We start from the raw sequence: 16,203 nt of genomic DNA on the forward strand, positions 1-16,203 counted from the left end.
TATGACCGTAGGAAGAGTTCATTCCTTTGAAAGTATGGGACTTCTTGATGGACCTGGTATTAGGAACATTGTTTTTCTGCAAGGGTGTAATTTAAGATGTCTTTATTGTCACAACCCAGATACTTGGGCGTGCAATGGTGGTACAGAATATACACCAGAGCAGTTACTAAAGAAGATAGTAAGATTTAAACCATACTTTGAAAAATCAGGCGGAGGGGTTACCTTTTCAGGAGGGGAACCTCTCCTTCAATATAATTTCTTAATTGAAGCACTAAAGCTCTGTAAAGAAAATGGGATTCACACTGCGATAGATACAGCTGGTGTTGGTATGGGCAATTATGAAGAAGTTCTAAAATATACAGATTTAGTTCTTCTTGATATAAAACACTATGATGAGATAAAATACAAAGAGATTACTGGTAGAGATAATAGTGAATTTAAAAAGTTTTTAGAGGCATTAAAAAACTCAAACTCAAAAGTTTGGATTCGCCATGTAGTAGTACCAGGAATCAATGATACAAAAGAAGATGTTTTAGCACTTTGTGAGTATATCAAGGATATTCCTAGAATTGAGAAAGTAGATTTATTACCATATCATGTTCTTGGAGTGAATAAATATGACGTAATGGGTATAGAATATAGATTGAAAGATCTACAACCTATGAGCAAAGAAAAAGCAGAAGAACTTAAGGCTTTCCTTAAGGAAAACTGGAAGTCAGAGTAATTGATAAGAATTACAATAGCTTTTCAACTTTCTTTAAGTAGAGATTAAGAAATTTTAATTAATATGAATTAGAAATGCTAGATTTTTTATGAAGTTATCTTTGTATCAAAATCTAGTTTTTCAATATACTTTAATATATTATTGATTATTTATGGAGGTGTATTATGGAAAGGAATCAAGGATACGCTAAAAGTGATGTAAATACTTACCTAACTAAAGTCTATGGCTTTATGACTATAGCTCTTATAATAACTAGCTTAGTCGCTTATGCAGTTTCCACTAGTAACACTTTGATGTATGCTATATATGGCAATAGATTTAATATTATAATTTTATTTGTATGCCAAATTGCATTAGTTATTGCAATAAGTAGATTAGGAACAAGGATTAGTACTTTGGCTTCAACTTCAGCCTTTATACTATATTCTATTATCAATGGTCTAACAATTTCATATATTTTTATAGTATATGCTAGCACAACTATTTTTTCTGCCTTCTTCGTAACTGCAGGAACCTTTGCTGCAATGAGTCTATATGGATATGTAACGAAAAAAGATCTTACGACTATTGGTAGACTTGGTTTTATGGCGTTGATTGGGATAATATTAGCATCTTTAGTTAATGGATTTTTAATTAAAAGTTCAGGCTTTGATATTGTTATTTCAATAGTGTCAGTTATTGTGTTTATAGGGCTTATAGCCTATGATACACAAAAGCTTAAACAGTTGTATTACCAGGGTTATGGAACAACTAATATAGCGTTAATTGGAGCTTTGACTCTTTACTTAGACTTTATTAATTTATTTCTTAATATCCTTAGACTATTTGGTGGGTCATCACGAGACTAAAGCAATTAAAAAACATCTGACATTATTGTGTTGGATGTTTTTTAATAACTTGTTTTTAGACTTAAATTGATATAGGTTTATATTTGGAATATAATATTACTGTGTTTATTATGTAGATACCTACAGTAAGTTCTTAAGCTATAGAAAAATTCTAAGTATATTTCAATGTTATAAGACGATTAAATTTGTGAATGCCTTAATCTTTATATGTGAGATTTATAGATATATAAAAATTAAGATGTATATATGCTTCAACAATAATAATTGATTGTACAATGGTAAAAAATGAAGATTAGGAGAAGTGTTATGAAACCCTTAGCAGATAGATTACGACCACAAGTTATAGAGGAGGTCGTGGGACAAAGCCATTTAATAGGACAAAACAAAATTTTAACCAAAATAATTGAATCTCAGCATATTCCTAATATGATTTTTTATGGCCCACCTGGGTGCGGTAAAACTACTGTAGCGAATATTATTGCAAAAGCAACTAATAAGAGATTCTTTAAACTCAATGCTACTAATGCTTCTACTAAAGATATTAAAGAGATAATACTTGAACTTGATACTTTTATGGGGGCAAAGGGAGTCTTATTATATCTAGATGAAATTCAAAATTTTAATAAAAAGCAGCAACAGTCTCTTTTAGAATTTATCGAGAATGGTTCTATTACGTTAATAGCAAGTACTACGGAAAATCCTTATTTTTATGTGTATAATGCTATTTTAAGTAGAAGTAATGTCTTTGAGTTTAAAATGGTGAGTAGTGATGACATAGAAAAAGCATTAATGAGAGCAGTTGAAGTTCTCCAGAATGATTTTAAAAGCTCGAAGATTCTTTTAGAAGATGAAGCATTAAAATATATCTCAGCTATTGCTGGGGGTGATGTGAGAAAAGCTCTTAATGCATTAGAGCTTGCAGTATTTTCTTCAAAAGCTAAGGACAATATAATCAAGATTGATATAAATGCAGCTTATGATGCAACTCAAAGAAAAATAATGAATTTTGATAAAGATGGAGACGGTCATTATGATGTATTAAGTGCTTTCCAAAAATCTATAAGAGGAAGCGATGCAGATGCTGCTGTTCATTATTTGGCTAGACTTATAAGAGGGGGAGATCTTTTATCTATTTGTAGAAGGCTTATGGTAATAGCTTGCGAGGATATAGGACTTGCATTTCCATCGGCGATATCTATAGTGAAAAGTTGTGTTGATTCAGCACTTCAATTAGGTTTCCCAGAAGCAAGAATACCTTTAGCAGAAGCTACTATACTGCTAGCAACTTCCCCGAAATCTAATAGTGCAATTGTAGCTATCGATAGTGCTTTAGCGGATATTGATAACAAAGATATTGGAGATATTCCGTATCATTTAAAGGATTCACATTATAAAGGTGCTGATACGTTAGGACATGGAGTTGGATATTTATATCCTCATAGCTTTGAAAATAACTATGTCAAGCAACAGTATTTGCCGGACAACATAAAGAATGCTATTTATTATAAAGCAGGGAACAATAAATTTGAGAATAATATAAAAATGTATCTCAATAAGCTTATTAATGGATCTGATAAATAAAAGTTAATAGAGATCCTTAATATAAAGAATTCCAGCTTCAAGCTTTGATTTATCATCTATAATGATTTGGAAAGATGAATTTATAAAGTAATTAAAATATCGATATTATCAAAAATCTAAATCATTTTGAAGAAAGGCAATATTTCAGTTGGAAAACCTATATAGGTAACTTTACATATGAAAAAAAGGAAGAGGGTGCAAAAGATTGTTAAAAGAATTTAAAGAATTTGCTATGAAGGGTAATGTAGTAGATTTAGCAGTAGGTGTAATTATAGGAGGAGCTTTTGGAAAAATAGTATCATCCCTAGTGAATGATGTGATAATGCCTTTGTTTGGGATTATTCTTGGAGGGATAAATTTTACATCTCTCACTCTAAATATAAGAGGAACAGTTGTTAACTATGGAACCTTTATACAAAATATTGTGGACTTTATAATAATATCCTTTACAATATTTGTAGTGATAAAAGTTATAAATAAACTAAATAAGGATAGGCAAAAAAAAGAAGAGGTAAAAGAGGCAAAGAAATCAGAAGATATTGTTTTACTTGAGGAGATTAGAAACCTTTTAAAGGAAAATAGAAGAGTCTAGGATTTATTTTGGAAAAAGGAGTTACCCGTTAATCAATTAATGGGTAACTCCTTTTGTGCTTTATAAATTTAAAATGATGTCTATAAAATTTCGATTACTTCAACGTCATAACTTCCGTCTGGTGAAGTAACAGATACTTTTTTACCAACTTCTAATCTATGTAATGCCATACCTAATGGAGAATCTATGCTTATTTTCATATTCTTAGCATCAGCTTCTACAGAACTAACTAATGTAACAACTTCTATTTCATCGAAATCATAAAATTTTACTTTAGCGCTCTTATTTACATCAAAAACATTGGCATCAGTAGAAGCTTCGATTATCTCAGCATATTTAAGAATTGATTCTATTTCAGCAATTCTTGTTTCTGTTATACTTTGGTCATCCTTTGCTGCACTATAATCAGCATTTTCGCTTAAATCACCTTGAGCTCTAGCTACCTTAAGGGCCTCTTTTATTTCTACTCTTTTTACAGATTTAAGGTAATTTAATTCATCCTCTAATTTCTGTTTACCTGCTTCTGTAAGTTGTATTTTACTCATGTTACACCTCTCAAATTTCAATATGAATATAAACTAATTATAGTACTCTTTGAAGACTATAACAATCTATTTATTTTTAAATGTGTACTCAAACTTTATTTTTTGCAGTATAATAGACTAAGATGAAATGATGAGGTGATAATATGTGTAGAGTTTACCTTGGCACCGGTATGAAGAGAGAAGACTTTGAAAAATATTTTGAAGTCCATATTTTAAAAAATTTTTCATCAAAAGAAAAAGTAAGGATAATTTGGGATTATGATGCGACAACTTTAAACTTTAGAGGGTTTAAAGCAACAGTACTTAGAAGAAACTTTATGAACATAAGAAAATTAGAACTTGCTACCATAGATGTCAATGCAGATGTCGTTTTCATTAGTGAGTTTTATAAAATACCGTTTAAATCACAAGAAAAGATTTTAAAAAATATAAACGACAATAAATTTAAAAAGGTATTTATTATTTTAGACAAAAAAGAAAACGTTGACAAATATAATGAAGATTTTTTGGATGAATTCATTCATTATAATGTCAAGGCTGCGAATATATGAAATATATATAGTAATTAAAATTGTATATGAGTGAAAAAAGTAGTATAAGTTTATATATTACTTTTTTTATTTATGTATTTTAATTAAAATATGCATTGATTTTATCTTTTTAAAAGAAAATTTTAACGTGAATTTAAATATTTTATACGATAGTCACTTGGATAAACACCAACATTAGATTTGAACACGCGACTAAAATAAAAAGCATCCTTGTATCCAACTAATTCTCCGACTTTTTTTACTTCTAAATCAGGTTGATTTATTAAGAGATTTTTTGCCTCGTTAATACGAATTTTAGTAATATATTTAAGGGGAGTTTCACCAGTGTACTTTTTAAATATTTTACTTAAATATTCATTTGTAAATCCAAATTTATCAGCTATGCTATTTAGTGAAGTAATAGAAGCGTAGTTACTTAGAAAAAATTTTTCCATTAGTCCGCTTAAGCTTTCAGGTTTTAAGCTATGAGGATCAATTGAAAAATAGGCCCTATCTCTATTTTCAGAATCAAGTATTACAAGAATATTTTGCAAAGTACAATTAAGTTCTTCAAGCTTAATTGGTTTTAGTAGAAAATCCTTTGCTCCATATTTTAAAGCAGCTTGAGCATATTTAAAGTCATTATATCCACTAAGTATAATAGTTTTTATATGAGGATGATTTTGATTAACGTATTTTATTAGTTCTATACCATCAGATTGAGGCATTTTTATATCAGTAATAACTAGCGAGGGAGATAGCTCTTCAATAAGTGACTTAGCAACTTCTCCATTACTAGCTTCTCCAACTAATTCAAGAGGAATGGATAAAGAATTAATTTTTTTTATAATATTTTGCCTTATTAGGTGCTCATCTTCTACCACAATATATTTATATTTGTGTGTATTGCTCATAAAATTTCTCCTTGTCTAAATAAATTGGACCACCAATTATAAAAATAGTCTTACCTTGTTTAGAATTATCGATTTTAAAAATTAAATTATCATTATATAGAAGTTGTAATCTTAGATATATATTTTTTAGGCCCATTCCACCGATTTTGAGAGTTTTTAATTCTTCATTTTTATTTAAATTATTAAAACTGTATAAGAGATTCTCTTTTACTAAATCACTAAGACAACCACCATTATCTTCGATATGGATAAACCAGTTTCCATCTTTGGTACTAGAACAAATTTTTAAATTCCATGGAGGAGATGAACTAAATCCATGTTTAAAGGCATTTTCTACAATAGGCTGAAGTATTAATTTAGGTATTAAAATTTTCTTTGTTTCTTCTTCTATGTCAGATTCATATATAAAATCATTTCCATATCTCATCTTCATACATTCAATATACTTTTCTGTATAGAATATTTCTAAATCTAATGGAACTGCACTTTCATCAGAAACTGTAATATAACGAAAATAATCACATAAAGCATTACACATTTGAATTATTTCTATGTTCATATTTTCTTCAGCCATAATATTTATATTAGTTAAACTATTATAAAGAAAATGGGGATTAACTAAAGATTGAGTTGCTTGCAATTTTGCTCTAGTTTCGGCTGATTTTAATAATAAAATTTCATGTGAAGAGTCTTTTAATTTTTCGTACATTTCAGAAAAAGAATTATATAACTCGGAAATTTCAATAATATTACTATTAACTGGTGGTAATATTATGTCACTTCCATTCAGAACCCTATCAATAGTTACTTTTTTTGTTGCATTTGTAAGTTTGCTCAAAGGATAAGTTAAACGATATGATATAAAAAAACAAATTAATAATGTAAATATAATTGAAAAAGCGATGATCACCATAAATACTTGTTTAAAGGAATACAAAGATTTAAATACAACTTCTGTTGGTTCACTTGTAACGATTGTCCAATCATAGGAATCAATTTTTTGGTATGTCATTACAACATTTTCTTTATTGGCTATATTAACGAAATATCCAATAGAAGGATTTAAATCATTATTATTAATAAAATCCATATAGTTTATATTTTCATTGGAGTTATATGGATAAACCAATTCGTTATTTTGATTATATACGTAGAATGAAGTTGAAGGATTTTTAGACTTTAACTCTGATACTAATGAAAATACTACATTAGTATTTTGTAATACTTCAACAATACCTTCCGGTTCATTACTACCATTAAAAAAAAGCCTAGTTAATGATAGATATTTATCATTACTATTTTTATTCATTGCAGGATAATTGGGTAAATTTGAGATAGTTGTAATGACTTTAGATCCCTTTTTTTCAATAGTTGAGTTGTACCAAGGTAAAAGAGACAAGTTAACATTTGTAATACCTTGAAAATATCCTGAGCCAATGCATGTTCCATTTGAGGTATAAAGATTTACTTGAGTTGCAGATTGAAATGGTCCAATAATTGCTGTGATAATATCATATATAGCTAAAACGTTTTCTCTTGATTGAGAAAAATTTTTAAGTTCAATTTTATCAATATTATTTTTATCAATATTATTCTTTGCGAAGCTTGTAAAATTCTTTTTTATAGCATTTGAATATACTATGTTCATTGACAAAGTTGATATATTTTTTAGTTCCGTCGATATAGAATTATGAACAGATGCACAAAGAGTTTCTGACTTTACTTTTGCATCTGCATATATCTTTTTACTATAAAAAGTATAAAAAGATATAAAAAATAAAGATAACAGTATGATGACTAGAAGTCCATAAATCAAAAATAAATATATTTTCTGTGAGTAGTAAAATTTTCTGTTCATTATGATACTCCTTTCTCAAAGTATTATATATTAATGTTCAAAAAAGTGCAAAATAAAGTTCTCTTTTGTCTATGTATATTATTTTTTAACAATGCTAAGATGAAGATGTAGTCAATGTAAAGCATATCATTCAGTAGATAATATAAATAATACAATAAAATAGTGTAACACAAAGAATTAAGATTTTTATTATCTAGGGCAATGAGACTTATGCAATACTATAAAAGTGGGAGGTTTAATCTTATGAGAAAACGTTTAATTAAATTATTAACTGCTATCTGTGTTACAACAATAGCAATAGGGGGACTTGCAGGATGCGGAACAAAATCGGATAGTGATGCAAGTGGTTCAAAATCTTCTGGTAACGGTGAAAAGGTTACATTAACTTTTGGTTCACACCAATCTGGTCTTCCAACTTCTGGGGTGGTACAAGAGTTAGCAAAAACCTTTGAAGCAGAAACTGGAATAAAAGTTGATTTTCAAATTTCACCTGATGCACAATGGCGTGATTTATTGAAAGTGAAGTTAGATTCTGGTGAAGCACCAGACATTTTCTGTGCAGATGCAGATCCTTTAAATTTAGTAACAAGGGTTAATCCAGAAAAATATGTTGAGGATGTAACAAATGAGGAATGGGTTAAGAGAATGGACCCAAATGTTATTCCTTCAATTTCATATAATGATAAAGTTTACGGTATTACTTTTCCTGGTAAGAAAATGTATTTTTATATATACAATAAGGAAGTATTCCAAAACTTAGGCTTAAAAGTTCCTACAAATTATCAAGAATTTAAAAATGTATGTGAAAAGATAAAGGATTCTGGTGTTATTCCAATTTATGAAGGAACTCAAAATGGATGGCATCAAGTTCTACCATTATTTGAAACTGGAGCAATGTATCAACAAAAACATCCAGATTTATATAACAAACTTAATAAAAATGAAATCGATTTAGATTCAGTTTCTGAATTACAAACTATTATTGGGCAATTGAAAGAATTCGCTGAGTTAGGATTTTATGGAGAAAACTATTTGAGTAATTCTGTTGAAAATGCAAAAGAAGCAATAGCTAAGGGTAAAGCAGCAATGTTTATAGCTGAATCAGCATGGAGAAATGAAGTAAAAGCTGACTTCCCAGATTTTGATATCAATAAATTAGGTATCTTTGTAATGCCTTGGGGAGATAATCAAGCCATTGGTGTAAATCCGGCAAGTAATGCATACTTTATAAACAAAAAAGGAAAACATGTGGAAGAAGCAAAGAAATTCTTTGACTTTTTAGCCAAACCTGAAAATTTACAAAAACGTCTAGATGGACAACCAGGATTATCAGAATTATGTTGGCCTGAAATTAAATCTAAATATACAAAAGAAGACCAAGCTTATATAGATTCTTTAAAAAAGGGAATGGTTATGCAAGCAGGTGTTAAATATATCGACAGTCAATGGATGGATGTTGGTAAGGATTTGGAAGCTATGTATACTGGTTCTTTAACTCCAAAACAAGTTTTAGAAACAATTATGAATCGTCGTACAGAACAAGCTGAATTACAAAAAGATCCAGATTGGAACAAATAAGTAGTTGTAGTTATAGTAGTTGTAGCTATATAAATAAGGTTTCTCTTGGAAGAAACCTTATTTATCAAAATGGAGGGATTAGAATGGACAAGAAAAAGTTATATCCATGGTATTTCACAAGTGGAGCTTTAGTTATTTTCTTTTTACTTTGCTTTTTGCCTGGAATAATTGGTATATTATATTCTTTCACTGATTGGAACAATTTTACTGATGAAATAAATTTTATAGGGTTAAAGAATTATATAGAGATATTTAAAGGAAAACCAGAGTATCGTATGTATTTATGGAATACAGTGGTGTTTACAACAATCACAACAATAATGAAAACTGTAGTGGGATTAGCTCTAGCACTATTATTAACGCAAAAAATTATTAAATTCAAAAACTTTCACAGAATGGTAATTTTCTCTCCTCAAGTAATGTCTTACTTAGTAGTAGGACTTGTCTTTAAAAGTATACTACATCCAGATACAGGTTTTTTGAATAATTTTCTTAAATCTGCAGGATTAGATTTTTTAGCAATGAATTGGTTAACGGATTTAAAAGTAGTATTTGCAACTGTTATGTCAGTAGATACTTGGAAAGGCATGGGATACATAATGGTTGTTGTTATCGCAGGATTAATGTCTATTTCTCCTGATTATTATGAAGCTGCAAATATTGATGGTGCTAATTTTTGGCAAAAGTTTCGTTCAATAACATTGCCATTATTAAAACCAATTATTATAAATGTAACTATATTAAATGTAACATACGGATTTAGAGTATTCGACATGATTTATTCATTAACAAATGGTGGTCCAGGAAATGCGACAGGAGTAATTAATACAGCAGTATATAAGGAATTTTCGAAGGGCAATTATGCTATGGGAACTACCTTATCTAGTATATTGTTCTTTGCATTGATGTTCTTTGTATATTTCATTATAAAATCTATGGAGAAACAGGAGGTAGAAGTGTAATGGGTAGATTAAGGAAACTAATTGGAAGTATAATAGGAAATTCAATAACTATTTTTATCAGCTTATTAGTGTTAATTCCAATGATAGTTTTACTTCTTAATTCCTTTAAAACACAAGGAGAATCAAATAAAATGTCTCTTGCGTTACCTAAGGAGTGGGTATTTGCTAATTATAAAACAGTAATTGACCAAGGTAAACTAGTATCATCTTTTTTTAATAGTCTTCTATATGCTACCGGTAGTGTCTTAATTATTGTAATTGTAGTTGCCGCTGCAGCATTTGTCATAGCGAGAAATCGTAAAGGAATTAATAATTTTATATACTATTTTATTCTTTCTGGTATAGCTATACCAATAAATAACGTTGCGTTAATGAAAGTATTGCAAGCGTTAGATCTTGTAAATACAAGAATAGGTATCATACTTGTTTATGCTGCCATTAATATTCCACTTAGTTTATTTTTATCATATGGTTTTATTTCAACGATCCCTAGAGAAATAGATGAAGCGGCTGTTATTGATGGGTGTGGGCCGATAAAATTATTTGTAAAAATAATTTTACCATTATTAAAGCCTATTATTTCAACTTTATTTGTTTTAAACTTTATGGCTATTTGGAATGACTTTACAATGCCTCTTTATTATTTAAATAACTCTAAACAGTGGCCAATGACTTTAGCAGTATATAATTTTTTTGGAACATTTGAAAATTCATGGAACTTAGTTAGTGCAGATATTGTACTTACTTTACTGCCAGTATTAATTGTATTTATATTAGGACAAAAGTATATTGTTGGTGGGGTTTCAGCAGGAGCAGTAAAAGGGTAATAAATTTAAAATAAAAATACAAACTAGGAGTGTTTTTACTTCCTAGTTTGTATTTCGTTACAATAAACTTGAAGTTAATAAGACCTAAAAATTTTCAAATAAAATTTAATTAATAATATAAATTAGATATTAGTTTTAAAGTTCTATTGCACATAAAGAAAATTCTATTAATGACTCTTCTGTGTAGCTATTATTCCCCATAAGCTTAAATATTACTTCAGAAGTCTTATAGCCCTCTTTATATCGTTTCAAAGAGTTTAATATACGTTTCATATGGTTAGGATTTATATCTAGAAGTAAACTTAACTTATCCAGTGTATAAAATTCTAAAGGGAGTAATTCATAAAGCTTTTCTTGCATTTCTATTCTATAAATTAAATTGATTTTTTCATTTTTATGAGGACCTATTCTCCCACGATGGTGTTCGGGGCATAGATATTTAAAATTAAGAGGAAAGTCTTGTCCACCTTCGCTTTTAAAAATTATATGGTGTTTATCTGCAGGTTTTTTGCAAATTTCACAGTAATACAAATAGTTCCCTCCCATTTCAAGATAGATTTCAATAACCTCTAAATTTATTTCTTTTTTAATATAATTATAGAGTATGGTTTTTTCGTTTTCAATAAGATATTATAGGTAAAAGTCAAAAGCTAAGCTATAAGAGTTATAAAATTGGATATACTATTTTTGTGGAAAGGAGTGAAAGGATATGGGAACTAATATAAAAGGTAAGCATGAAAAAGCTATGGAACTTGCTAGAGATCTTTTAAATCAAAATGTTGGGATGACTGAAATTATTTCACGAACTGGTTTAACTCAAGATGATGTGCAAAAGGAACAAAGAAAAATGAGGAATCAAAAAAAATAATAATGAATTTCAGGCTGCTTTATGATGATTAGAAATCACTTAAGCAGTCATTTTTGTTATATATTTTCATGTAAAATGTGCAATAGAGAAACAGTTATAAAGATATTTATTTCATACAATTGCAAAAGAAAATGTATATTAAAAGTTGGAATTGCTAAGTTTTATATTTTGATAAAATAAGATGTATATCAATAAAAATTATCAAATTATTATATTTTATTTGGATTATTACATGAATCTTTTTAAAAGTATATGTAATATTATAATAATGTTAAGAAATATAGTTGACAACTTTACTCGGATTTGATATTATTGTAACAAATTCATAGTAAAACACTCAACATTAAGAGGTGATAAAATGAAGTTGTCTACTAAAGGACGCTATGGAGTCAAAGCTATGTTTGATTTAGCTGTTCATTATGGTAGTGAACCGATTTCTATAAAGAGTATTTCAGATAGACAAGGTATATCTGAAAATTATTTAGAACAGTTATTTTCTACACTTAGAAAGGCTGAACTTATAAAAAGTATTAGAGGCGCACAAGGCGGTTATATGTTAAATAAATTACCGGCGGAGATAACTGTTGCAGACATTTTCGATGTTCTTGAGGGACCTATAGAAGTGTCTGATTGTATAGATGAAAATTGCTGTTCCAAAATAGGTTCTTGTGGTACTAGAGGGTTGTGGATAAAGATTAAAAACAGCTTTGATGAAGTGACTCAATCAGTAACATTACAAGACATGGTTGATGATTATAATAAGAATAAGATAGAGGAGTGAGGAATATGAAGAAAGATATAATTTATATGGATTATGCAGCTACTACACCAACGAGATCAGAAGTTGTAGAAGCAATGCTTCCTTATTTTACTGAAGGTTTTGGAAATCCTTCCTCTTGGTATTCATTGGGTAGAGAGAGCAAAAGGGCTATTGATGAAGCAAGAGAAAAAGTTGCAAAGGCAATTAATGCAGATGCAAACGAAATATATTTTACTGCTGGTGGTTCAGAAGCGGATAACTGGGCAATTAAAGGAATAGCTTATGCTAATAAGAATAAAGGAAATCATATAATAACTTCAGCTATAGAGCATCATGCAGTGTTATATACTTGTAAGTACTTAGAAAAACAAGGATTTAGAGTTACATATCTCCCTGTAAATAGTGAAGGTATTGTTAATGTAGAGGATTTAAAAAAGGCTATAACTGATGAAACCATTTTAGTAACTATAATGTTTGCTAATAATGAAGTTGGTGCTATACAACCAATTAAGAAAATTGGTGAGATATGTAGAGAAAATAAAATTTATTTCCATACAGATGCGGTTCAAGCAGTAGGACATGTTCCTGTGGATGTAAAGGCTATGAATATAGATATGCTATCTTTAGCAGGACATAAATTTTACGGACCTAAAGGGATAGGAGCACTTTATATAAGGAAAGGTGTAAAAATAGATAACCTGATTCACGGAGGAGCTCAAGAGAGAAATAAAAGAGCTAGTACTGAAAATATACCTGGAATAATTGGTATTGGTGCTGCTGTTGAGCTTGCTGTTCAGGAATTAGAAGCAGAAAATGAGAGAATAATCGTCTTAAGAGATAAACTTCTAAAGGGACTTTTAGAAAAAATTCCTCATACAAAGATAAATGGACCAATTGGAGAGGATAGACTTCCTAATAATATAAATTTAAGTTTTATTGGGATTGAGGGAGAAGCAATGCTTTTATTGTTAGATGCCCAAAAGATTTGTGCATCAACAGGTAGTGCATGTGCTTCAGGTTCATTAGATCCATCGCACGTACTTCTTGCCATGGGACTTGAACATGGGGTAGCTCATGGATCTATAAGACTCACATTAGGAAAAAAATCAACAGAAGAAGATGTCGATTTTGTTATAGAAAAGCTAAGTGAAATAGTAAAAAGATTAAGAGATATGTCTCCTTATTGGGAAGACTATATGAAGAAGGGAGTATTATAGGATTATGGAATATAGCGAAAAGGTAATGGAACATTTTACAAACCCTAGAAATGTTGGAGAAATAGAAAGTGCTGATGGAATAGGCGAAGTTGGAAATCCAAAGTGTGGCGATATAATGAAAATTTATCTTAAGGTTGAAAATGACATAATAGTCGATGTTAAATTTAAAACCTTTGGATGTGGATCTGCAATAGCTTCTTCTAGTATGGCAACAGAACTTATTAAAGGTAAAACTTTAGATGAAGCATGGCAACTATCAAACAAAGCTGTAGCAGAAGCACTTGATGGTCTTCCACCAGTTAAAATGCATTGTTCAGTTTTAGCGGAAGAAGCAATACACAAGGCGATCAATGATTATAGAGTAAAAAATGGATTAGAACCAATTGCTACAGAACATCATTCAGATCATATTCATGAAGAAGTGCATGGTCACTAAAATTTAAAAGTTAGGTAAGTATGCAAAGAGTATAATTTTTTATATCTCTTTGCATTTTTTGTGTGGAAAAAGCACAAAATAGTAAAAGGTGATACTATGTACAGATTAAAAAGTGTTTTAGCTAAAAAAGTAAAAGATTTAGATGGAAAAAAACTTGGTGATGTAGCTGATATATTAGTTGATTTCGAGAAAAAAATTGTTGTTGGTTTTAAGTTGTCAAGATTATCCGTTTCTAAAAAAAAGAAATATATCTTAATTAGTGATGTTATAGCTTTCGGACAAGAAATAATAGCTAGGAATTCGATATGTGGTGAGTATTTGTCATTTAGTGAAATAAAGTACTTAGATATAATCGATGTAGAAGGTTCTATTTTAGGGGTCTTAGAGGATTTAATTATAGAAGAGGAAACAATGGAGATTAAGGGATTAATAGTATCATCAGGGTTCATTAATAGTTTATTATATGGGAAAAAAATATTATCTCCTCACAAGGTGATAATTGGAAATGAATACATACTGTTAACTGAAAGTATGGGATCAACTAAATTTATTTCTAAAGCTCATTTATTAAAGGGAGAAAATCAAAATGATAAACATAAAGGTTAATGATAAGCTTAAGAATAGTTTTAAGCCGATGATAACTATATTTACAATTATATTACTCTTCTACTTTAAGTTTACGAGAGATGTTATATTTGTATTCTTTATGGCTTTTATTCTTTCATATTTTTTGAAACCAATTCATTTGAGTATTTCCCGAAATGGCAAATATAAGCGTTTATGCGCTGGAGTTTTAGTTTTAACTTTTTTTTCAGCAATCATTTTTGTAATAATGTTTCTATTACCGCTAATTGTAAGAGAAAGTAATAATATTGTAGGAACCTTGGCTGTGATGGAAAAATATATACAACAAATAAATTCAAAGATGGAATCGATGAGAGGAAATAAGTTGGTTCAATCTGTAATTATAAATATATCTTCAAATTCCGAGAATTACATAAAAACTCAAGGAGAAAAAATAGTTAACTTACTGATTAAATTAGGGCATAGTTCATTGGAATATTCGATAGTTCCTATAGTAGTATATTATATTTTAGCGGATTCTGAATTGATATTTAAGAGATTAACAATGATGATATCACCTAATTATAGAAAGGTATATAAAGAGATATTTTCTGATATTGATAGGATATTAAGCAAGTACATAATTTGTCAGTTCATTTTATGCTCAATAATAGCAATTCTTACATTTATCGTTTTAGCTATTTTTCATATTAAATATCCTTTCTTATTAGCATTAATTAATGGCTTTTTTAATATAATTCCTTACTTTGGGCCAATAATTGGGGCTATACCAGCAATTCTTGTGGCAGCGCTTCAATCTCATAATAAAGTTATTTATGTAGCTATATTTTTATATTTAATTCAACAAATAGAGGGAGATTTGATCTCGCCTAAAATTACTGGAGAATTTGTGGATTTACATCCCATGGTAGTACTTCTTTTAATTATTATTGGAGGGAAGGTTGGAGGATTTATTGGAATGGTTTTAGCAGTTCCTGCAGGTGTGATTTTGAAGATTTTGTATGAAGACATAAATTATTATTTGTTCTAAAATATTGACATAATTAGTACATTCAAATATAATTTAGTCATCAAGTTATTCAAAATTTTTTAATATGTATTCGTTTAGCGAGATTTTGGATATCTTAATTATTGAAGACTAGAATATTTTTAAGTGTTCTAATTGTGTCGGATATTATAAATAAATTTTTATTTAGTGCAATAAATTTATATAGGGTGACATAGAAAAGGATGAGTAAATCTATCAAATCGTTTAGAGAAAAAGTGGTTGGTGAAAACTTTTCGATAAGAGGATTGAAGCTACCTTAGAGTCGTACATATTAATAAGAGACACTTTGTGTAATTAGGGTGGTACCACGGAAATGCTTTTCGTCCCTTT

18 protein-coding genes and 1 other annotated feature (1 of these 19 running past the window's edge) are annotated in these 16,203 nt (G+C 29.2%); of the genes, 14 read left to right on the plus strand and 4 right to left on the minus strand.

All coding sequences use genetic code 11. From position 1 onward, the window contains the following. The first annotated feature begins 1 nt into the window (after position 1). From pflA to mscL, 4 genes are all read left to right on the plus strand, one after another. The gene (gene pflA, locus CLOCEL_RS09095) at positions 2 to 724 is read left to right on the plus strand and encodes a pyruvate formate-lyase-activating protein (RefSeq protein WP_013291696.1); all 723 of its coding nucleotides are present in this window, start codon (positions 2 to 4) and stop codon (positions 722 to 724) included. Between the two features lie 164 nt (positions 725 to 888). Further along, positions 889 to 1,572 (plus strand): Bax inhibitor-1/YccA family protein, encoded by a 684-nt coding sequence (locus CLOCEL_RS09100; protein WP_010077230.1) that lies wholly within the window; start codon positions 889 to 891, stop codon positions 1,570 to 1,572. Between the two features lie 306 nt (positions 1,573 to 1,878). Beyond that, the gene (locus CLOCEL_RS09105) at positions 1,879 to 3,153 is read left to right on the plus strand and encodes a replication-associated recombination protein A (protein WP_010077229.1); all 1,275 of its coding nucleotides are present in this window, start codon (positions 1,879 to 1,881) and stop codon (positions 3,151 to 3,153) included. A gap of 205 nt (positions 3,154 to 3,358) precedes the next feature. Continuing rightward, on the plus strand, positions 3,359 to 3,745 hold the full coding sequence (mscL, locus tag CLOCEL_RS09110) for a large-conductance mechanosensitive channel protein MscL (RefSeq protein WP_010077228.1): 387 nt from the start codon (positions 3,359 to 3,361) through the stop codon (positions 3,743 to 3,745). An 80-nt stretch (positions 3,746 to 3,825) separates the two neighbouring features. Here the strand turns inward: mscL and greA are convergent, their stop codons facing one another. Continuing rightward, the gene (gene greA, locus CLOCEL_RS09115) at positions 3,826 to 4,290 is read right to left on the minus strand and encodes a transcription elongation factor GreA (RefSeq protein WP_010077227.1); all 465 of its coding nucleotides are present in this window, start codon (positions 4,288 to 4,290) and stop codon (positions 3,826 to 3,828) included. A 143-nt stretch (positions 4,291 to 4,433) separates the two neighbouring features. Between greA and CLOCEL_RS09120 the strand changes: the two genes are divergently transcribed. Continuing rightward, positions 4,434 to 4,841, plus strand: coding sequence for a hypothetical protein (locus tag CLOCEL_RS09120; protein WP_010077226.1), 408 nt, complete (start codon positions 4,434 to 4,436; stop codon positions 4,839 to 4,841). A 122-nt stretch (positions 4,842 to 4,963) separates the two neighbouring features. On the opposite strand, the gene CLOCEL_RS09125 is transcribed toward CLOCEL_RS09120, so the two are convergent. Continuing rightward, the gene (locus CLOCEL_RS09125; RefSeq protein WP_010077225.1) at positions 4,964 to 5,734 is read right to left on the minus strand and encodes a response regulator transcription factor; all 771 of its coding nucleotides are present in this window, start codon (positions 5,732 to 5,734) and stop codon (positions 4,964 to 4,966) included. Then, positions 5,712 to 7,592: a cache domain-containing sensor histidine kinase gene (locus tag CLOCEL_RS09130; protein WP_010077224.1), complete on the minus strand. Its 1,881-nt coding sequence runs from the start codon at positions 7,590 to 7,592 to the stop codon at positions 5,712 to 5,714. Before CLOCEL_RS09130 ends, CLOCEL_RS09125 begins: the two co-directional genes overlap by 23 nt. A 243-nt stretch (positions 7,593 to 7,835) precedes the next feature. Here CLOCEL_RS09130 and CLOCEL_RS09135 point away from each other — a divergent pair, with 243 nt between their 5' ends. From CLOCEL_RS09135 to CLOCEL_RS09145, 3 genes are all read left to right on the plus strand, one after another. Further along, positions 7,836 to 9,170 carry an ABC transporter substrate-binding protein gene (locus CLOCEL_RS09135; RefSeq protein ID WP_010077223.1) on the plus strand — a complete coding sequence of 445 codons (1,335 nt, stop codon included), beginning with the start codon at positions 7,836 to 7,838 and terminating at the stop codon, positions 9,168 to 9,170. 83 nt (positions 9,171 to 9,253) lie between these two features. Further along, positions 9,254 to 10,132, plus strand: coding sequence for a carbohydrate ABC transporter permease (locus CLOCEL_RS09140; protein ID WP_013291697.1), 879 nt, complete (start codon positions 9,254 to 9,256; stop codon positions 10,130 to 10,132). Further along, on the plus strand, positions 10,132 to 10,959 hold the full coding sequence (locus tag CLOCEL_RS09145) for a carbohydrate ABC transporter permease (RefSeq protein WP_010077220.1): 828 nt from the start codon (positions 10,132 to 10,134) through the stop codon (positions 10,957 to 10,959). The genes CLOCEL_RS09140 and CLOCEL_RS09145 overlap by 1 nt, the downstream gene beginning before the upstream one ends. A gap of 135 nt (positions 10,960 to 11,094) precedes the next feature. Here CLOCEL_RS09145 and CLOCEL_RS09150 read toward each other — a convergent pair whose 3' ends face one another. Then, positions 11,095 to 11,490, minus strand: a complete 396-nt coding sequence (locus tag CLOCEL_RS09150) for an HNH endonuclease (RefSeq protein WP_010077219.1) — start codon at positions 11,488 to 11,490, stop codon at positions 11,095 to 11,097. Positions 11,491 to 11,668: 178 nt separating this feature from the next. Here CLOCEL_RS09150 and CLOCEL_RS23095 point away from each other — a divergent pair, with 178 nt between their 5' ends. From CLOCEL_RS23095 to CLOCEL_RS09175, 6 genes are all read left to right on the plus strand, one after another. Further along, positions 11,669 to 11,827: a hypothetical protein gene (locus tag CLOCEL_RS23095; RefSeq protein ID WP_010077218.1), complete on the plus strand. Its 159-nt coding sequence runs from the start codon at positions 11,669 to 11,671 to the stop codon at positions 11,825 to 11,827. Between the two features lie 358 nt (positions 11,828 to 12,185). Further along, a complete protein-coding gene (locus CLOCEL_RS09155; protein ID WP_010077217.1) occupies positions 12,186 to 12,608 on the plus strand; it encodes an RrF2 family transcriptional regulator in 423 nt (140 codons plus the stop codon). 5 nt (positions 12,609 to 12,613) lie between these two features. Then, entirely contained in the window at positions 12,614 to 13,804 is a 1,191-nt protein-coding gene (nifS, locus tag CLOCEL_RS09160; RefSeq protein ID WP_010077216.1) for a cysteine desulfurase NifS, read from the plus strand. 4 nt (positions 13,805 to 13,808) lie between these two features. Further along, positions 13,809 to 14,240: a Fe-S cluster assembly scaffold protein NifU gene (gene nifU / locus CLOCEL_RS09165; RefSeq protein ID WP_010077215.1), complete on the plus strand. Its 432-nt coding sequence runs from the start codon at positions 13,809 to 13,811 to the stop codon at positions 14,238 to 14,240. Positions 14,241 to 14,336: 96 nt separating this feature from the next. Then, complete coding sequence (locus CLOCEL_RS09170) at positions 14,337 to 14,846, plus strand: PRC-barrel domain-containing protein (protein WP_010077214.1); 510 nt, start codon at positions 14,337 to 14,339, stop codon at positions 14,844 to 14,846. Continuing rightward, a complete protein-coding gene (locus tag CLOCEL_RS09175) occupies positions 14,827 to 15,855 on the plus strand; it encodes an AI-2E family transporter (RefSeq protein WP_010077213.1) in 1,029 nt (342 codons plus the stop codon). The genes CLOCEL_RS09170 and CLOCEL_RS09175 overlap by 20 nt, the downstream gene beginning before the upstream one ends. Before the next feature lie 182 nt (positions 15,856 to 16,037). Next, positions 16,038 to 16,203 (plus strand) — a binding site (T-box leader); it runs 1 nt beyond the window's last position.

The organism is Clostridium cellulovorans 743B, assembly GCF_000145275.1.
GTDB classification, from domain to species: Bacteria; Bacillota; Clostridia; order Clostridiales; family Clostridiaceae; genus Clostridium_K; species Clostridium_K cellulovorans.

Bases quoted from the DNA above. Each gene is read 5' to 3' on its own strand.
- pflA (WP_013291696.1), top strand. From the start codon at position 2: ATGACCGTAGGAAGAGTTCATTCCTTTGAAAGTATGGGACTTCTTGAT.
- CLOCEL_RS09100 (WP_010077230.1), top strand. From the start codon at position 889: ATGGAAAGGAATCAAGGATACGCTAAAAGTGATGTAAATACTTACCTA.
- CLOCEL_RS09105 (WP_010077229.1), top strand. From the start codon at position 1,879: ATGAAACCCTTAGCAGATAGATTACGACCACAAGTTATAGAGGAGGTC.
- greA (WP_010077227.1), bottom strand. From the start codon at position 4,290: ATGAGTAAAATACAACTTACAGAAGCAGGTAAACAGAAATTAGAGGAT.
- CLOCEL_RS09120 (WP_010077226.1), top strand. From the start codon at position 4,434: ATGTGTAGAGTTTACCTTGGCACCGGTATGAAGAGAGAAGACTTTGAA.
- CLOCEL_RS09125 (WP_010077225.1), bottom strand. From the start codon at position 5,734: ATGAGCAATACACACAAATATAAATATATTGTGGTAGAAGATGAGCAC.
- CLOCEL_RS09130 (WP_010077224.1), bottom strand. From the start codon at position 7,592: ATGAACAGAAAATTTTACTACTCACAGAAAATATATTTATTTTTGATT.
- CLOCEL_RS09135 (WP_010077223.1), top strand. From the start codon at position 7,836: ATGAGAAAACGTTTAATTAAATTATTAACTGCTATCTGTGTTACAACA.
- CLOCEL_RS09140 (WP_013291697.1), top strand. From the start codon at position 9,254: ATGGACAAGAAAAAGTTATATCCATGGTATTTCACAAGTGGAGCTTTA.
- CLOCEL_RS09145 (WP_010077220.1), top strand. From the start codon at position 10,132: ATGGGTAGATTAAGGAAACTAATTGGAAGTATAATAGGAAATTCAATA.
- CLOCEL_RS23095 (WP_010077218.1), top strand. From the start codon at position 11,669: ATGGGAACTAATATAAAAGGTAAGCATGAAAAAGCTATGGAACTTGCT.
- CLOCEL_RS09155 (WP_010077217.1), top strand. From the start codon at position 12,186: ATGAAGTTGTCTACTAAAGGACGCTATGGAGTCAAAGCTATGTTTGAT.
- nifS (WP_010077216.1), top strand. From the start codon at position 12,614: ATGAAGAAAGATATAATTTATATGGATTATGCAGCTACTACACCAACG.
- nifU (WP_010077215.1), top strand. From the start codon at position 13,809: ATGGAATATAGCGAAAAGGTAATGGAACATTTTACAAACCCTAGAAAT.
- CLOCEL_RS09170 (WP_010077214.1), top strand. From the start codon at position 14,337: ATGTACAGATTAAAAAGTGTTTTAGCTAAAAAAGTAAAAGATTTAGAT.
- CLOCEL_RS09175 (WP_010077213.1), top strand. From the start codon at position 14,827: ATGATAAACATAAAGGTTAATGATAAGCTTAAGAATAGTTTTAAGCCG.